The 14,123-nt window shown below is 65.4% G+C and carries 12 protein-coding genes; 2 read left to right on the top strand and 10 right to left on the bottom strand.

Going from position 1 to position 14,123, the window contains the following annotated elements; translation table 11 throughout:
• The first annotated feature begins 109 nt into the window (after nt 1–109).
• Nucleotides 110–688 (top strand): hypothetical protein, encoded by a 579-nt coding sequence (locus HBE63_RS19890; protein WP_166906280.1) that lies wholly within the window; start codon nt 110–112, stop codon nt 686–688.
• A 52-nt stretch (nt 689–740) separates the two neighbouring features.
• Here the strand turns inward: HBE63_RS19890 and HBE63_RS19885 are convergent, their stop codons facing one another.
• The 7 genes from HBE63_RS19885 to HBE63_RS19855 all read right to left on the bottom strand — a co-directional run bounded on the left by HBE63_RS19885 (nt 741) and on the right by HBE63_RS19855 (nt 9,414).
• A complete protein-coding gene (locus tag HBE63_RS19885) occupies nt 741–1,322 on the bottom strand; it encodes a DUF1707 domain-containing protein (RefSeq protein WP_166906279.1) in 582 nt (193 codons plus the stop codon).
• A 97-nt stretch (nt 1,323–1,419) separates the two neighbouring features.
• The gene (locus tag HBE63_RS19880; RefSeq protein WP_166906278.1) at nt 1,420–2,181 is read right to left on the bottom strand and encodes an SDR family oxidoreductase; all 762 of its coding nucleotides are present in this window, start codon (nt 2,179–2,181) and stop codon (nt 1,420–1,422) included.
• A 40-nt stretch (nt 2,182–2,221) separates the two neighbouring features.
• Entirely contained in the window at nt 2,222–4,288 is a 2,067-nt protein-coding gene (locus HBE63_RS19875) for a PE-PPE domain-containing protein (RefSeq protein ID WP_166906277.1), read from the bottom strand.
• A 543-nt stretch (nt 4,289–4,831) separates the two neighbouring features.
• Nucleotides 4,832–5,275, bottom strand: coding sequence for an ester cyclase (locus tag HBE63_RS19870; RefSeq protein WP_166906276.1), 444 nt, complete (start codon nt 5,273–5,275; stop codon nt 4,832–4,834).
• A 197-nt stretch (nt 5,276–5,472) separates the two neighbouring features.
• Nucleotides 5,473–6,414 (bottom strand): NADP-dependent oxidoreductase, encoded by a 942-nt coding sequence (locus HBE63_RS19865; protein ID WP_166906275.1) that lies wholly within the window; start codon nt 6,412–6,414, stop codon nt 5,473–5,475.
• 14 nt (nt 6,415–6,428) lie between these two features.
• The gene (locus HBE63_RS19860) at nt 6,429–7,229 is read right to left on the bottom strand and encodes a nuclear transport factor 2 family protein (protein WP_166906274.1); all 801 of its coding nucleotides are present in this window, start codon (nt 7,227–7,229) and stop codon (nt 6,429–6,431) included.
• A complete protein-coding gene (locus tag HBE63_RS19855) occupies nt 7,219–9,414 on the bottom strand; it encodes a molybdopterin-dependent oxidoreductase (protein WP_166906273.1) in 2,196 nt (731 codons plus the stop codon). The genes HBE63_RS19860 and HBE63_RS19855 overlap by 11 nt, the downstream gene beginning before the upstream one ends.
• 61 nt (nt 9,415–9,475) lie before the next feature.
• Between HBE63_RS19855 and HBE63_RS19850 the strand changes: the two genes are divergently transcribed.
• Nucleotides 9,476–10,078 (top strand): TetR/AcrR family transcriptional regulator, encoded by a 603-nt coding sequence (locus tag HBE63_RS19850; RefSeq protein WP_166906272.1) that lies wholly within the window; start codon nt 9,476–9,478, stop codon nt 10,076–10,078.
• Nucleotides 10,079–10,231: 153 nt separating this feature from the next.
• Here the strand turns inward: HBE63_RS19850 and HBE63_RS19845 are convergent, their stop codons facing one another.
• From HBE63_RS19845 to HBE63_RS19835, 3 genes are read right to left on the bottom strand one after another with little or no spacing between them, the layout of a single operon-like run.
• On the bottom strand, nt 10,232–11,011 hold the full coding sequence (locus tag HBE63_RS19845; protein ID WP_166906271.1) for an enoyl-CoA hydratase family protein: 780 nt from the start codon (nt 11,009–11,011) through the stop codon (nt 10,232–10,234).
• A gap of 15 nt (nt 11,012–11,026) precedes the next feature.
• Entirely contained in the window at nt 11,027–12,184 is a 1,158-nt protein-coding gene (locus HBE63_RS19840; protein ID WP_166906270.1) for an acyl-CoA dehydrogenase family protein, read from the bottom strand.
• Entirely contained in the window at nt 12,181–14,118 is a 1,938-nt protein-coding gene (locus tag HBE63_RS19835) for a biotin carboxylase N-terminal domain-containing protein (protein ID WP_166906269.1), read from the bottom strand. Before HBE63_RS19835 ends, HBE63_RS19840 begins: the two co-directional genes overlap by 4 nt.
• Between the last annotated feature and the right edge of the window lie 5 nt (nt 14,119–14,123).

Here is a 14,123-nt window from a genome sequence, read left to right as displayed (position 1 = left end):
TATCGCGCCTGCTCGCGGTGACTTAGGTTCGCTGGCGGGCCAGTGGCAATGTTCAGCGGCGGGCTCCAATTCAGCTGTGGCGCAACGCCAATCACGAGAGGTTACAGGCATGGCAAAACATCGGAAGATCTCCGAGCGGTCGGTACGGGGCCGGACTTTGGTAGGTGGGATCCTCGCGGGCGGTGCGCTGGCGATGACCGGGCCGGCCGGGATGGCGCTCGCTGTGCCCACCCACACCGGTAACCCGTCCGCTGATTCCGTCGGGCGTCCCGATCTGGGTAACCCGGCGCCGGGCGTCCGCGTCACGCAGGCCGTCGGCGATCACATCTTCAACCAGAAGACCCCTGTCAACAAGGCCCTCGACGACAGCGATCTGGGCAAGGTCTACCACCTGAACTACGGGACCACGAGCACGGGCGTCGTCGACCCCAAGACCGGCAAGGTCGATCCCGGCACCAACGGGGTCGTCAAGGGCGAGCTGAACGTGAACGCCGGCAAGTACTACTACGACGACCTCCAGGCGCGCGGCCTTGCGCTGCCTGAGGAGAAGAACCTGCCGGGCGTCCTGCCCAAGCTGGCCGGTGGTAATACCTCGACGGTCGCGGCCAAGTTGGGTTCCACCGTCAAGCCGTCGAACTGCGTTGCGGCGGGCGGCATGAAGGTGAGCGCACAGGCAGCCAGCTGCTGACAGTTACCGGATACCACGACGGGCGGGCCTTCTGGCCCGCCCGTTCTGTCTTTCAATCGATCTGGTTACGGCGCTTCCTGCGTTTGACGCTGACGCTGCCCCACAGGGAGAAACCGCGGATGTGGACCCGCGGTGCCCCGGACGTGCCGGCCCCGTCGACGCTGTGATCGAAGTTCCCCATCACGCCCACACCATCGACATCCACATTCACCTCGGATGGTACCAGGATGGTCTGCCCGCCGAAGATCGAATAGGTGCGGACATCGACGTCGGGTGCGGTGAAATCGGCGTAGCGCAGATCGACCACTCCGCCACCGAAGAGTGCGAACGTCGTCAGCTTTTTCGGCACGTTCCATCGGCCGCGGCGCTCGAACCCACTCATGATCGCCAGTAGCAGCGTCGACGGGGCGGGGCGACACTGGCTGGCCGAACAGTTCACCGCGCCGGGAAGGTCGCGGCTGAGCCGGGCCAGATCGTCATAGGTCTGCGCCGCGTAGGCCTTTGCTAGCCGGTCCTCGTATTCGTTCATCGGCAGCCGGCCCGCGGCGGCAGCATCCGTGAGCAGCTGCGCCACCTGGATGCGGTCGGTGTCGGCAGCCCGCATCGACCGGTCCTGCGGCGCTGAAGTGCTCATCGCTGTCGAGCCTACGACGATCGCTGTCACATGCAAGACCAGTAGCCAAACTGCGTCGCCGGGGGTGCGGTAGTTGCCGCTATCCGGCGCCGGTGATCTATCCGCCGGTGCCCAGATAGTCCTGGAAGGAAACGCCCTCGACCGCATTTTCCGGGGTCAGATTGGCCCCCGACCTGTAACCGGCGACGATCCGGCCGGGGATCGTGAATCTGGCCACCCGGCGCACGCTGTTGTGTGCTGACAGATACATCTGTCCCAATTCTGGGTGACTGTGGACGCTGGGGCCGCCGATGTCGGGCACCCGCCCGGACGGCTCGGAATCGATCAGCGCGACCAGTCGGGCGGCCACATCCCGGGTGTCGATCGGCTGGAATCGGACGTCGCGTAACGCCCACAAAACGGGCGAAAATCGCTGCGCCGAGAACATCTTTTCGATTAGCTCGTGGAACTGCGTCGCACGCAGGATCGTGTGCCCGACCCCGGACGTCTCGAGCGCCTGCTCGACCCGGAGCTTGGTCTTGTAGTAGGGCAACGGGATGTCGTCGACACCCACGATCGAGATATAGACGAGATGCTCGACGCCTTTGCGTCGTACGGCCTCGATCAGGTTCCTGGCCGCACGGACGTCCTTGCCTCCGGTGGGTTGCGTGGCGCAATGGACGACGACGTCCACGTCGTCGAGTGCGGCATCCAAACTGCCGGGGGACAGCAGGTCGGCCTGATGCCAGTGCACGCCCGTGTAACCGACCCGCTCACGGCGGCTCAATGCGCGGACCTGATGACCGGCATCGATCGCCTCAGGCACCACATGGTGACCGAGACTGCCGGTCGCCCCGGTGACGAGCACAGTGCGTGGCATGTTGGCCACGCTACCGACGCGTTACCGGGGCTGTCAGCGATTACGCGGCCGACTTGGCTTTCTTCTCGGCCTTCGCATTGTTGGCCTGCTTCTTCGACTCCTTGACCTTCGCCTTGGTGTCATCGGCCGTTTTGTCGAGCTTCTTGACCGTGTCCTTGCCGGCCTTGTCCACTTTGGCGATGGTCTCTTTCACCGACTTTTTGAGCGGATTGTTCGCGTCGGTGGCATGACGGGCCTTGGCCTTGGTCTTCACGGAGTCCGAGAGCTTCGTGATGTTCTTGGAGACCTCGTTGTCCTTCAACGAATCCTGGTCCAGACCAAGGTTGTTGAGCGCGTCCTTGAGCGGTGCGGGCTTGGCATCGGTGTCCGTATCGGGCGCCTCGATGCTCAACGTCTTCAACTGGCTGCCGGTCGACGGGAGGGAGTTGATCGACTGGGTGCCCGACTTCTTGTTGGCGGTGGAGCCGTTGACCTTCAGCATGTTGTCGATGGCGGCTTCCATCTGAGCATTCGCGTCATCGAGCGCATGGGTGACCGGGGCCAGACCCTTCTCGACGGCATCGAAGACCGGGTCGGCACCCTTCTGCACGGCCTCCAAGGCGTCAGACAGCGCTTTGGCGACTGCCACCGACACCGCGTTCTTCACGATCGGCTCGAGGTTCGCGCCCGGCAGTTTTGCGCTCCAGGCGTCCGGGTTCAGGGCGTTGTCCTGGATACCGTCGATCAACGCGTCGAACACAATCTGGTTGGCGGCCAGCTGCTGGGTCGGGGTGAGCGGGGAGTGCCACAGGTACGCCTGGTCGCCGGCTTCACCGAATGTGCGCTCCAGGGTGTTGGGGTCGACGTCCTGGTACCCCATGTTGACCAGCTTCCGCAGCGCAGGCTCGATGCTGTCGGTCAGCGGGGTCGGGATGTCAACGCCCGGAACGAGGTTGAGTAGATGCGGGGCCATCCGGAACGGCTCGAGCAACGGGAGATTGCCCGAGTCATAGGTGATGTACGTGGCGTTGCCGGGGAACTTGGTGGCGTTGGTGACATCGTTCAGGAAATCGCGGACGACAGGGATCCAGTCCAGGCTGTCGACGAACTTCTTCCACCCTGGAAGCATGTCCAGGCCCTGACCCCCAGTAGGGTCGATCATTACTTTCGTGCCGTCGAGGATTCCGGCAACGAGCTGCGGCAGCACGTGATTGCCGATGTTGTTGTCCTCGTCGGGCAGGAGATAGGTCAGGAACACCCCGGCGGCGGCCGAGTTGGCCCACGACAATGGATTCAGCGTGGTGGGTACATCCGAGAGCGGGTTGTAGGCCCAGGTGATGTCCAGGATCGACGTGTTGAGGACCTTGGTCACATCAGCGTTGGTGTAGCTGCCCGCGTCCGGCGTGGTGAAGTTGACTCCGAACAGGTTGGTGAAAGGTGTTGCCAGCGCGAATAATCCCCCACCCGGCCGGCTGGGGTTGTTGACGAAGATCAGCCACTGGCCGGTGACCCCGACCTCCCAATCGTCGCTGTCGGATGTGACGGCCTCGATCATGTCGCGGTAGGCGAGTGAGGTGGTGAGCCCACCCAGGCTCTCGGACAGGATGATGTCGCGACGCTGATTCAATATGGGGGCTTGGTTGACCACCCAGTCGAGAAACTTCTTTGTGATGACGTTGTCGTCCAGGCCGAGCATCTGAGCCAAACCGGTGGTGGTGTAGTCAAGATCCTTGACCGCGTCGTACGCATCACTGGGCAGCGGGCCCTTGACGCCGGCCTCGACCGGCGACACGGCGTCGAGGAAGTTCAGCAGCCCGATGACGGTGTCGGCCAACGCCGTGTTGCCGGTCAGCCCGCCGGCGGCCTTGATCACGTTCTCGGGCGTGATTCCGAGGGCTTGCGCGGTCCAGAAGATCGGGCCGACCCCGTAGATCCCGACGATATCGGGGACCTGGCCGACGCCGGCCGTCAGCTCGACATCCGCTTGCACACTGCGGTTGTGGGCTGCCAACGCCTCTGGCGCGGAGGATGCGACGCCCGCGGTCAGCGCTGCCGTAGTCGCGACGATTGCCGCCGCGGTGGCTGCTGTTTTGGCGGTGTGCAGACGGGGAGGAGTGGGCTGTGACATCAAGCGCGCCGCCTTCAATGTGTGATCTGGCCGACAAAGTGCTTGCATACTGTAGCAACACATTTTTCGCACGTGACAAATTTGCCCAGATGGCGATCTTGAATTCAATTCCCGGCGGTGTCTGCTGCGGAATCCGTCGTCGATCGACGCGTATGGCCAGCGGGGCAGGATGTTCCACCCCAGGCACTCCGGGGGGTGTTGCACCCGTCGACCTGATCTCGTCCGACCGGTTTGATTGCGGAAATAGCCATCTGATTGCAAATGCGAAAGAATTTTTCGCACGTCGGCAACAACCGCCACAAACTGCCTGATCGGTCACGGAACGCTGCTGTCGGTGAGCGGTTGCGCGCTCACTCTGACACAGTGCGCACCCTGCACTTCAACCTCGACAGCAACGAGTCGGGCGACGGGGATGGGCCGTAACGGGTCAACGACTAACACCATCCGGAGCGCTGGATCACCGGGCGTGCGGATGGTTGACGCCCCGCCCGGATGCGGGTCCAGGGCCGCGGCCGGCCCTGGACCCTTTTCTCTGCAACCAGCTCAGGCGGGCGCTGTTTGTTGCGCGCCTGCGGGGATCAGGCCGAGCTGCTGCAGCATGCCGAGGGTGTCCCAGGTGACCCAATTCTCGGCGATCTTGCCGTCTTCGATCCGCGTGGTGTCGGTCAGGTTGATACGGGCGTGCTTGCCGGTGGCCGGCTGTCCCATGATCTCACCGGTGTTGTCGCCCTGCGCCTCGATCATCGTGCAGACGTAATCGCCCTCGGCGACTTGCATCTTGATGTCGAACTTCATGTTGGAGAACGACTTCCGATACATCTCGATGAGGCTCCTCATGTGCTGGGGGCCACGCTGGTCCCCGAAGGGATCCTGTGTGTCGTGATAGGCGGCACCTGGAGCGACGAGATCGTCCAGCTCACTCAGTTCACCGGAGGCGAATACCTCCCACACTCGTCGGGAAATCGCCTTGTTCTGATTATCGGCCATGATTCCGGCCTTTCCGGGGGTCACCGCACGGCAGATAACGTCCGCACAGGAAACGGTAGAACTGCGGCCGCTGATCCGACAGACGCGCCGTGGCGTGTGCTGGCACTGGCAATTAACGATGACCCCGCGTGCACCGGCTGACCTGCGCTGTTCCCGTCGTCGCCACTGCCGGATGGCATCGCTTCGGCCCGTCCGTTCTACTGCTCGACGATGAGCACGATCTTGCCGCTGGTGCGGCCATCACCGATCACCTTCAGTGCCTGTGCCGCTTCCGATAACGGGTACTGGGCGGCGACGTGTACCCGTAGTCGCCCGTCCGTCACGAGCTCGGCGATGGACTGCAGGCCGGCCGCGTCGGGCTCGACGAGGTAGTCGTATGCGTGGACATGCGACTCGCGAGCCTGGTCGAAAAGACCGGGTGTCCAGGCGGCTTGAGCGCTGACCAGGGAGCCACCCTCGCGGAGGCAGTGCAAGGCGTCACGTCCGGCAGCGCCGCCGAACATCTGGATCACGACATCCACGTCGGTGACGACTTCGTGGACCGGAGTCGTCGTGTAGTCCAGCACCTCGTCGGCGCCCATGCTGCGGATGAAGTCGTGCTTGGCAGCGCGGGCGGTGCCGATGACGTACGCGCCGTGCGCCTTGGCGATCTGCACTGCAAGATGGCCCACGCCGCCCGCAGCCGCGGAGACCAGAACACGCTCGCCGGGTGCCAGGCGGGCCACGTCGATGAGCATCTGCCACGCGGTCAACCCGGCCAGCGGGAGCGCCGCTGCCTCGGCGAAGCTGAGTCCGGTTGGGATGGAGGCGAAGTGGCGGGACGGCGCGGTGACGAATTCGGCGTACCCGCCGGCCTGCCGGGGAAACCACGGCATTCCGAACACGCGGTCGCCGACCCGGAACCGACTGACGCCATAGCCGACCTCTTCGACCACCCCGGCCACGTCCCAACCGTGGATGAAGGGCAGGTCGAGCACGCGGTTGTAGGCCAGGCCTCCGCTTGTGTAGTAGTCGACGGGGTTGACTCCCGCGGCGTGGACCCGAACCTTCACTTCGGTGGGGGCGGGATGAGGTTCCGGCACCTCGACCAGGCGCACGGAGTCTGGGCCGTCCCATTCGTGCTGGATGATGGCGCGCATCAATGCCTCCTCGATCAGTGACGGGTTGAGGTACCGGCGGACACCACGGCCCGGCTATCGAACACGACAGTGGTTTCGGCGCTTCGGTTTCCGCGTAGTCGGAACCGGTCGACCCCCGGCCAGTGGCGCAGCTCGCCGTCGATCGTTCCGTGGCCTTCCCACGCGAGCATGAGGAGTCCGTCGCGATAGACATGATCTACGACCGACAACGTCAGATCCGGGATGAGCTGCACGGCGGCGGCCAGTTGGCCGGCGTACGCGTCACGTCCGCGGAGTGGCTCGGTGGCTGCCGGCCAGTGCAGGGCTACATCGTCGGTGACGAGATCATGAACCCCACTGGCATCTCCTGGTGCTGCCCAGAACCGAGCCCAGCCTGCGACAAAGGACTCGATCCCGGGGTCCGACGAGCGGACCCCTGCTTGCTGATGGAGGCGGCGGGTGTCGAAATATCCAGTGTCACTGACCAGTTGACCGTCGTGGAAGGTGCAGACGAAGGTGACAGGAATGTCGATGCGGCTCCCCGCAGTCGTGGGCAATCCGAGAAGTTCGTCGCCGACCGTGCCGGTCATCCGGCCCCACACCACCGCGGTGTCTTCACCGAACGCCGCGCCGTCGAACAGGCCCCGATAGTCGGGGATCGAGCCGAACACCGCCTCGTAGAACGTTCTCAGTTGAGGGTGGCCGGAAACCGGCTGGCGAACAGCGGAATCCCGGTACCACCCATCAGCGGTATACGCAGCGACGATGGCGTCCACGTCATGTCGGTTCTTGGCCTCGGCGTAGTTGCGCAGAGCGGCGGCGTTGTCAGTACTCATCGAACTTTCCTTTCACTGGTGCCGTACAGATCTGGACCGGGATGCCGTTGAGCACCGCGGTGCCGGACAGCGGATCGAGCTCCGTGCCGTCGGCCAGCACATTGCTGTTGACGCCCGGACGTTGTGCGGCGACGTGCACGGATGCCTCGGGCTCGTCGTGTCCCCAGCCGTGCGGAAGGGACACGACTCCGGGGGAGACGGCGTCGGTGGCCTCCACGGCGACCTCGATCACGCCCGTACGCGATGTCACCCTGGCGTACGGCCCGAGCTTCAGGCGCGCGACGTCGACGGGGTGGACGTGCAGTGTGCAGCGTTCCGGCCCCTTGGCCAACGTCGGCAGGTTGTGCATCCAGGAGTTGTTGGAGCGCAGATGACGTCGACCGATCAACACCATGCTGTCTGACCGGGGCGCGCCAAGGCAGGAACGCAGCCGGGCGACGTCCTCTACCAGCAGGTCCGGCGCCAGCTCGATGAGCCCCGACGGGGTGTTCAGCACGTCGGGCAGTTGCGGAGCGAGGGGCCCGAAATCGAGCCCGTCGGGATACTCACGCAAGCGAGCGACGGTCAGCGGCGCACCGGCGTCGCGGTAGGGCCCGGCCCGCAGCAACAGGTTCAGGAGACGTTCAGGGCCGCGCGGTGCGGCGGTATCCGTGTCACGGTCAACGCCGAGGGTTTGGGCAAGTGCCCCTGCGACCATCTCGTCGATCGCGTCGAGATCTGCCGAAGCGCCTTGCCGGGCAACGATTCCGATCAGCCGCAGCAGGGACTGCCAGTCCGGTGTGTCGTCGGGCCCCGACGGGAGGACCGGGGGTGAATACGTCGCGGTGTTGCGGATCGCGAAGTGCCCGAAGAACAGGTCGTAGTGCGGTTTTGTGAGCGGTGACGGTGCCGGCAGCACGATGTCGGCATGCGTCGAGGTCTCACTGCGATAGAGATCCAGGCTGACCATCAGGTCCAGGTGGTCCAACGCGGCAGTCAGCCGTGCGCTGTCCGGGGCCGACCGCGCCGGGTTGCCGGCCACGGTGATCAACGCTTTCACCTGGCCCGGTCCAGGTGTGTCGATCTCCTCGGCCAGGCAGGCCAGCGGGAGCTCACCCAGAGATTCGGGAGCGCCGCGGACCCGACTGTGCCAGCGTCCGATTGCGGTGCCCGGACGGGTGTTCAGCCGCCGGAGGTCGGCGGCCGGCCGGGCGAACATGGCGCCGCCCGGCCGGTCGAGGTTGCCGGTCAGAATGTTGAGCACATCGATCAGCCAGTTCGTCACGGTGCCGAATCGTTGGGTGCAGGTGCCGGTGCGGCCGTAGGCGGCGGCGACCGGCGCCGCTGCCAGGTCGCGGGCCAGGCGGCGGATCGCTTCGGCTGCGATTCCGCAGTGCGGCGCAACGACTTCGGGGGAAAAGTCACGAGCCAGTCCTTTGACGGTCGCGACGCCGCGAACATGAGGCTCCAGGCCCCTGAGATTGATGAGGTCCTCGGTGGCCAACACGTGGATCAGACCGAGCAGCAGCAGGGCATCGGCGCCGGGGCGAATGGGGAGGTGCTCGTCGGCTTCCTGTGCGGTCTGCGTTCGGTTTGGATCCACGACGACCAGACGTCCCCCGCGATGACGCAGTGCGCGTAGCCGGGCCCGCATGCCCGGTGCAGTCAGCAGGCTCCCGTTGGACACCAGCGGATTAGCGCCCAGGATCAGCAGATACGAGCAGCGGTCGATGTCGGGGAGCGGCACGGTGTACATCCCGCCGAACATGAGCTGGCAGGAGACGAACTTGGGCATCGCATCGACCGTGTTCGCCGTATAGACATTGTGCGATCCCAGCGCCCGCATCATGGCACTGGCGTAGAGCGTCGTCGCGAAGTCGTGCGCGACGGGATTGCCGAGATATACCGCAATGGCATCGGCACCGTGGCGATCGATGATCGAGGTGAGGCGTAGATCGATCGTGCTGAAGGCGTCATCCCAGGACGCGGTTTGGAGTCGCCCGTCTGGCGTGCGCACCAGGGGCGTGCGCAGCCGGTCGGGATCGGAGTGAAGTTCCTTGAGCCCGAACGCTTTCGGGCACAAGTGACCGTGACTCAGGACGTGCTCGCGGTTGCCCCGAATGGTCAGGACCTCACCGGCCTCCACGCTGCTCTCAAGCCCGCATCCGGCCTCGCAGAGCGGGCAGACGTGCCGCTGAACTTGCATACCTCGAGTATTAACATACGCGAGGTATGTACTTCAAGTATGAATCGTGTAGATTGGCGATATGCCCGGACCGCGCACCCAGGCCGAACGCACGCGCGCAACCATCGACCAGATCCTGGTGGTGGCACGTGATCTGTTCGCCGCCGATGGTTACGACAACACGTTCGTCGACAACGTCGCCGAACGCGCCGGCATGACCAAAGGTGCGCTGTACCACCACTTCGAGGGCAAGCGCGGTCTTTTCGCCGCGGTCTTCGAGAACGAGCAGCGGGCAATCGGTGAAGCGGTGAACCGTGCGGCAGGTGGCACCAAAGACAGCTGGCAGCGATTCCTGCGGGGCTGTCGCGGGTTCTTCGACGCGGTCCTTGATGCGGGAGTTCAGCGCATCACGTTGATCGACGCGCCCGCGGTGCTGGGGTGGGAGGCCATGCGGGACCTCGAAGATGAGCACGTCACGTCACTGCTACGGCTGGGCTTGACCCAGGTGATCGCCGACGGTCACCTACCCGAGCAGCGCGTGGAACCCCTCGCGCATCTCCTCCACGGCGCGATGTGCGAGGCCGCGATGACAGTCGCCCGCTCCGCGGACCCCGAGCGGGAGAGCCGGGATTCGATTGCTGCCCTTGAGAGGCTGCTCAACGGCATCGCTGCACGGGACAGCTGACCCGCCGGGAATGACTGAGAGTTCTGCTCCCACGCGATGCGCGGTTTCACCACGTGCGGCGGAGCCTGCGCGGGCAGTTCGACGCTGATGACCTCACGCGAGCGGCACAAACGCGCGTGGTTCAGCGTCCAACTCTGGCCGGAGTGCTGAATCTCAGCCCACCCAATTCGGCGGACGCTTCTGCAGGAACGCCGTCATGCCTTCGCGTGCCTCATCGGAGACGAACAACTGCGCCGACTGCCGCGTCAGGGCTTCGGCGTCCTCGTCGAACCGACGCAGGATCGAGGCCGTCGTCAACGCCTTCGACGCAGCCAGGCCCTGCGGTGAACCCTTCGCGATCTCACCCGCCAGTGCGGCCACGGTGTCTTCGACGTCATCGGCGGCTACGGTGATCAGCCCGATCTCGGCCGCCTCGGCGGCGCCGAACTTCTCGCCGGTGACGAAGTAGCGTCCCGCTGCCCGCGGCGAGATCTTCGGCAGCAGCGTCAGCGAAATGATCGACGGCGCAACGCCGATACGGGCTTCGGTCAACGCGAACGTGCACTTCGGACCGGCGACGACGAGATCGCACGCACCGATCAGCCCCATCCCGCCGGCCCGCACATGTCCGTCGATCGCACCGATCACGGGCAACGGTAACTCCAGGATGGCCCGCAGCAGCTTGGTCATCTCCCGGGCTCGGTCAACAGCGATGTCCCCGGGATTCGAAGGACGGCTGCCACTCGAACTTTCAGCGAGATCGGCTCCCGCACAGAAGGTTCCACCGGTGTGATCGAGGACCACCACCCGGACGTCGGGCTCGTCGGCGGCATCGGAGAAGCCCTGGAGCAACTGCTCGACCAGGGCCGTGGACAGCGCGTTGCGGTTGTGCGGGGAATCCAGCGTCAGGCGCGCAACGGCGCCGTGGACCCGGTAGTGGACTAAAGACGTCATCGTCAGTACGGCCTGTCAGTATGAGCGAGGCAGACCCAGCGAGGTCTGCGCAACGAAGTTCAGGATCATCTCCCGGCTCACCGGTGCGATGCGGGCCAGCTTCGATGCCGTCACCGCGGCGGCGATGCCGTACTCCTTGGTCAGGCCGTTGCCTCCGAGGGACTGCACGGCCTGATCGACCGCCCGCACCGACGCCTCACCTGCCGCATACTTGGCTATGTTGGCGGCTTCGGCCGCACCGAAGTCATCGCCGGCGTCGTACAACGTCGCGGCCTTCTGCATCATCAGCTTGGCCAGCTCCACCTCGATGTGGTTCTGCGCCAGTGGATGCGAGATACCTTGGTGCGAGCCGATCGGCACCTTCCAGACCTGGCGGGTCTTCACATAGTCGACGGCCTTGTTGATGGCGAACCGGCCCACACCCACCGCGCTGGCTGCACCCATGATGCGTTCGGGATTCAGCCCGGCGAACAGCTGCGCGATCGCGGCGTCCTCCGAACCCACCAGCGCGTCGGCGGGCAGACGCACGTCATCGAGGAACACCTGGAACTGGCTTTCCGGGCTGATGATCTCCATCTCGATCTTGGTCCAGCTCAGGCCCGGGGTGTCGGTCGGGATGACGAACAGCGCCGGCTTGAGGTTTCCGGTCTTGTGGTCCTCGGTGCGGCCGACGACGAGGACGGCCTGGGCCTGGTCGATGCCGGAGATGAACGTCTTCTGGCCCTTGATGATCCAGTCGCTGCCGTCGCGGCGCGCGGTAGTGGTGATGCGGTGGCTGTTGGAACCCGCGTCAGGTTCGGTGATTGCGAACGCCATGGTGATCGACCCGTCGGCGATACCCGGGATCCAGCGCTTCTTCTGCTCCTCAGTGCCGAACTTGGAGATGATCGTGCCGTTGATCGCGGGGGAGACCACCATCATCAGCAGCGCCGACCCGGCTGCTGACATCTCTTCCATCACCGTGGACAGCTCGTACATGCCGGCACCTCCGCCGCCGTACTCCTCGGGGAGGTTTACCCCGATGAAGCCGAGTTTTCCTGCCTCGTCCCACAATTCGGTGGTGTGCTGGCCCGATCGGGCCTTCTCCAGGTAGTAGTCCTGCCCGTAGTTGGCGGCCATCGCGGCCACCGCCTGGCGCAGTGCCTTCTGTTCTTCGGTCTCGATGAAGCTCATGACTGTTCTCCTTCAGCTGTTTCTACCCGGGCAAGTACGGCGCCGACCTCGACCTGTTGGCCTGCGGCGACATTGAGTTCGGCCAGCACCCCGTCTTCGGGGGCGGCGATGGTGTGTTCCATCTTCATGGCCTCGAGCCAGATCAGGGGTTGTCCGGCCGTGACGGTATCGCCGACAGCGGCGCCGACCCGCACCACCGAACCGGGCATCGGGGCCAGCAGTGAGCCGTGCGCCACGGCGTCGTCCGGATCGGGGAAGCGGGGCAGTGCAGTGAGCTGCACGGGGCCCAGCGGCGAGTCCACGAACACCTGATCGTCGTACGTCGCCACCTCGAACGCACGCTCAACGCCGCTGATGGCCAGCACCACGCGGTCCGGTGTCGCCGACACGAGGGAAACGTTGTCGTCGTCGGGCAACTCGACGCCGGCGCGGTTGAACCGGTAGCGCACCGGGACGTCATCGCCGGCGGAGTCGCGGTAGGTCCGCGACTGGTAGCCCGAGGTCAGGTTGCGCCAACCGCTCGGGGCGGGGGCGAAAACTCGTGCGCTGCTGCGATTGTGCGCGGCGCCAGCCAGGGCGGCGGCGATCGCAGAGAGTGTCACCACTCCCGCATCGGCCAGCGGAGCGGCCAGGGTGTCGAGACCGTGCGTGTCGAAGAACGCCGTGTCGGTGGCGCCGTCCAGGAACGCCGGATGCCGCAGGACGTTCACCAGCAGATCCCGGTTGGTGCGCAGCCCGTGGATCCGGGTGCGGGCCAACGCATCGGCGAGCACGGTCGCGGCCTGACGCCGGGTGGGGGCGTAGGAGATGACCTTGGCCAGCATGGGGTCGTAGAAGATCGACACCACCGAACCGTCCTCGATACCGGTGTCGACGCGCACCCGCCCGGGCACGTCGAACCGGTGCACCGAGCCGGCCTGCGGCTGCCAGCCCTTGGCCGGATCCTCGGCGTAGAGGCGGGCCTCGATGGCAGAACCCTTTGACGACGGGGGCTCGCTGTCCAGCCGGCCGCCGTCGGCGACCAGGATCTGAAGTTCGACGAGATCAAGGCCGGTGGTGGCCTCGGTGACCGGATGCTCCACCTGCAAGCGGGTATTCATCTCCAGAAAGAAGAAGTCACCCTTCTCGTCCGCCATGAACTCGACCGTGCCGGCACCGGCGTAGCCGATCGCCTCGGCAGCGAGGCGGGCCGCGTCGAACAACTTCTCCCGCATCCCCGGGGTGCGCTCGACGAGAGGAGAGGGGGCCTCCTCGATCACCTTCTGGTGGCGACGCTGGATGGAGCACTCGCGCTCGCCGACCGCCCAGACCGTCTCGTGCTGATCGGCCAGCACCTGCACCTCGACGTGGTGACCGGCGGCCAGATAGCGCTCACAGAACACCGTCGGGTCGCCGAACGCCGACTGCGCCTCACGCTGGGCGGCGGCCACTTCGGTTGGCAGATCCGACAGTTCACGCACGACGCGCATACCTCGGCCACCACCACCGGCGGATGCCTTCACCAGGACCGGCAGCTGATCGGCCGTCACGGTCGACGGATCGAGTTCGGCCAGCACCGGAACGCCGGCAGCGGCCATCATCTTCTTGGCCTCGATCTTGGAGCCCATGGCCTGCACGGCATTCACCGGCGGACCGATCCACGTCAGCCCGGCATCGATCACCGCGGCGGCGAAATCGGCGTTCTCCGAGAGGAACCCGTAACCGGGGTGAATCGCATCGGCACCGGAAGCCTGGGCCGCGGCAATGATCTGGGCGGAATCGAGGTAGCCGTTGTTGCCCTCCAGACGTACCCGGGCGTCGGCCTCGGCGACGTGTGGGGAACCGGCGTCAGGGTCGGTGTAGACCGCGACGGTGCCGATCCCCAGACGGCGGCAGGTCTCGAAGACTCGTCGGGCAATCTCGCCGCGGTTGGCGACGAGGACTCTCGTAATCACTGTTC

The organism is Mycobacterium sp. DL440 (assembly GCF_011745145.1).
Lineage (GTDB): Bacteria > Actinomycetota > Actinomycetes > Mycobacteriales > Mycobacteriaceae > Mycobacterium.
The sequence above is the reverse complement of the archived record's forward strand: the minus strand, read 5'-3'. Positions and strand labels throughout refer to the sequence as shown.

Bases quoted from the DNA above. Each gene is read 5' to 3' on its own strand.
- HBE63_RS19890 (WP_166906280.1), top strand. From the start codon at position 110: ATGGCAAAACATCGGAAGATCTCCGAGCGGTCGGTACGGGGCCGGACT.
- HBE63_RS19885 (WP_166906279.1), bottom strand. From the start codon at position 1,322: ATGAGCACTTCAGCGCCGCAGGACCGGTCGATGCGGGCTGCCGACACC.
- HBE63_RS19880 (WP_166906278.1), bottom strand. From the start codon at position 2,181: ATGCCACGCACTGTGCTCGTCACCGGGGCGACCGGCAGTCTCGGTCAC.
- HBE63_RS19875 (WP_166906277.1), bottom strand. From the start codon at position 4,288: ATGTCACAGCCCACTCCTCCCCGTCTGCACACCGCCAAAACAGCAGCC.
- HBE63_RS19870 (WP_166906276.1), bottom strand. From the start codon at position 5,275: ATGGCCGATAATCAGAACAAGGCGATTTCCCGACGAGTGTGGGAGGTA.
- HBE63_RS19865 (WP_166906275.1), bottom strand. From the start codon at position 6,414: ATGCGCGCCATCATCCAGCACGAATGGGACGGCCCAGACTCCGTGCGC.
- HBE63_RS19860 (WP_166906274.1), bottom strand. From the start codon at position 7,229: ATGAGTACTGACAACGCCGCCGCTCTGCGCAACTACGCCGAGGCCAAG.
- HBE63_RS19855 (WP_166906273.1), bottom strand. From the start codon at position 9,414: ATGCAAGTTCAGCGGCACGTCTGCCCGCTCTGCGAGGCCGGATGCGGG.
- HBE63_RS19850 (WP_166906272.1), top strand. From the start codon at position 9,476: ATGCCCGGACCGCGCACCCAGGCCGAACGCACGCGCGCAACCATCGAC.
- HBE63_RS19845 (WP_166906271.1), bottom strand. From the start codon at position 11,011: ATGACGTCTTTAGTCCACTACCGGGTCCACGGCGCCGTTGCGCGCCTG.
- HBE63_RS19840 (WP_166906270.1), bottom strand. From the start codon at position 12,184: ATGAGCTTCATCGAGACCGAAGAACAGAAGGCACTGCGCCAGGCGGTG.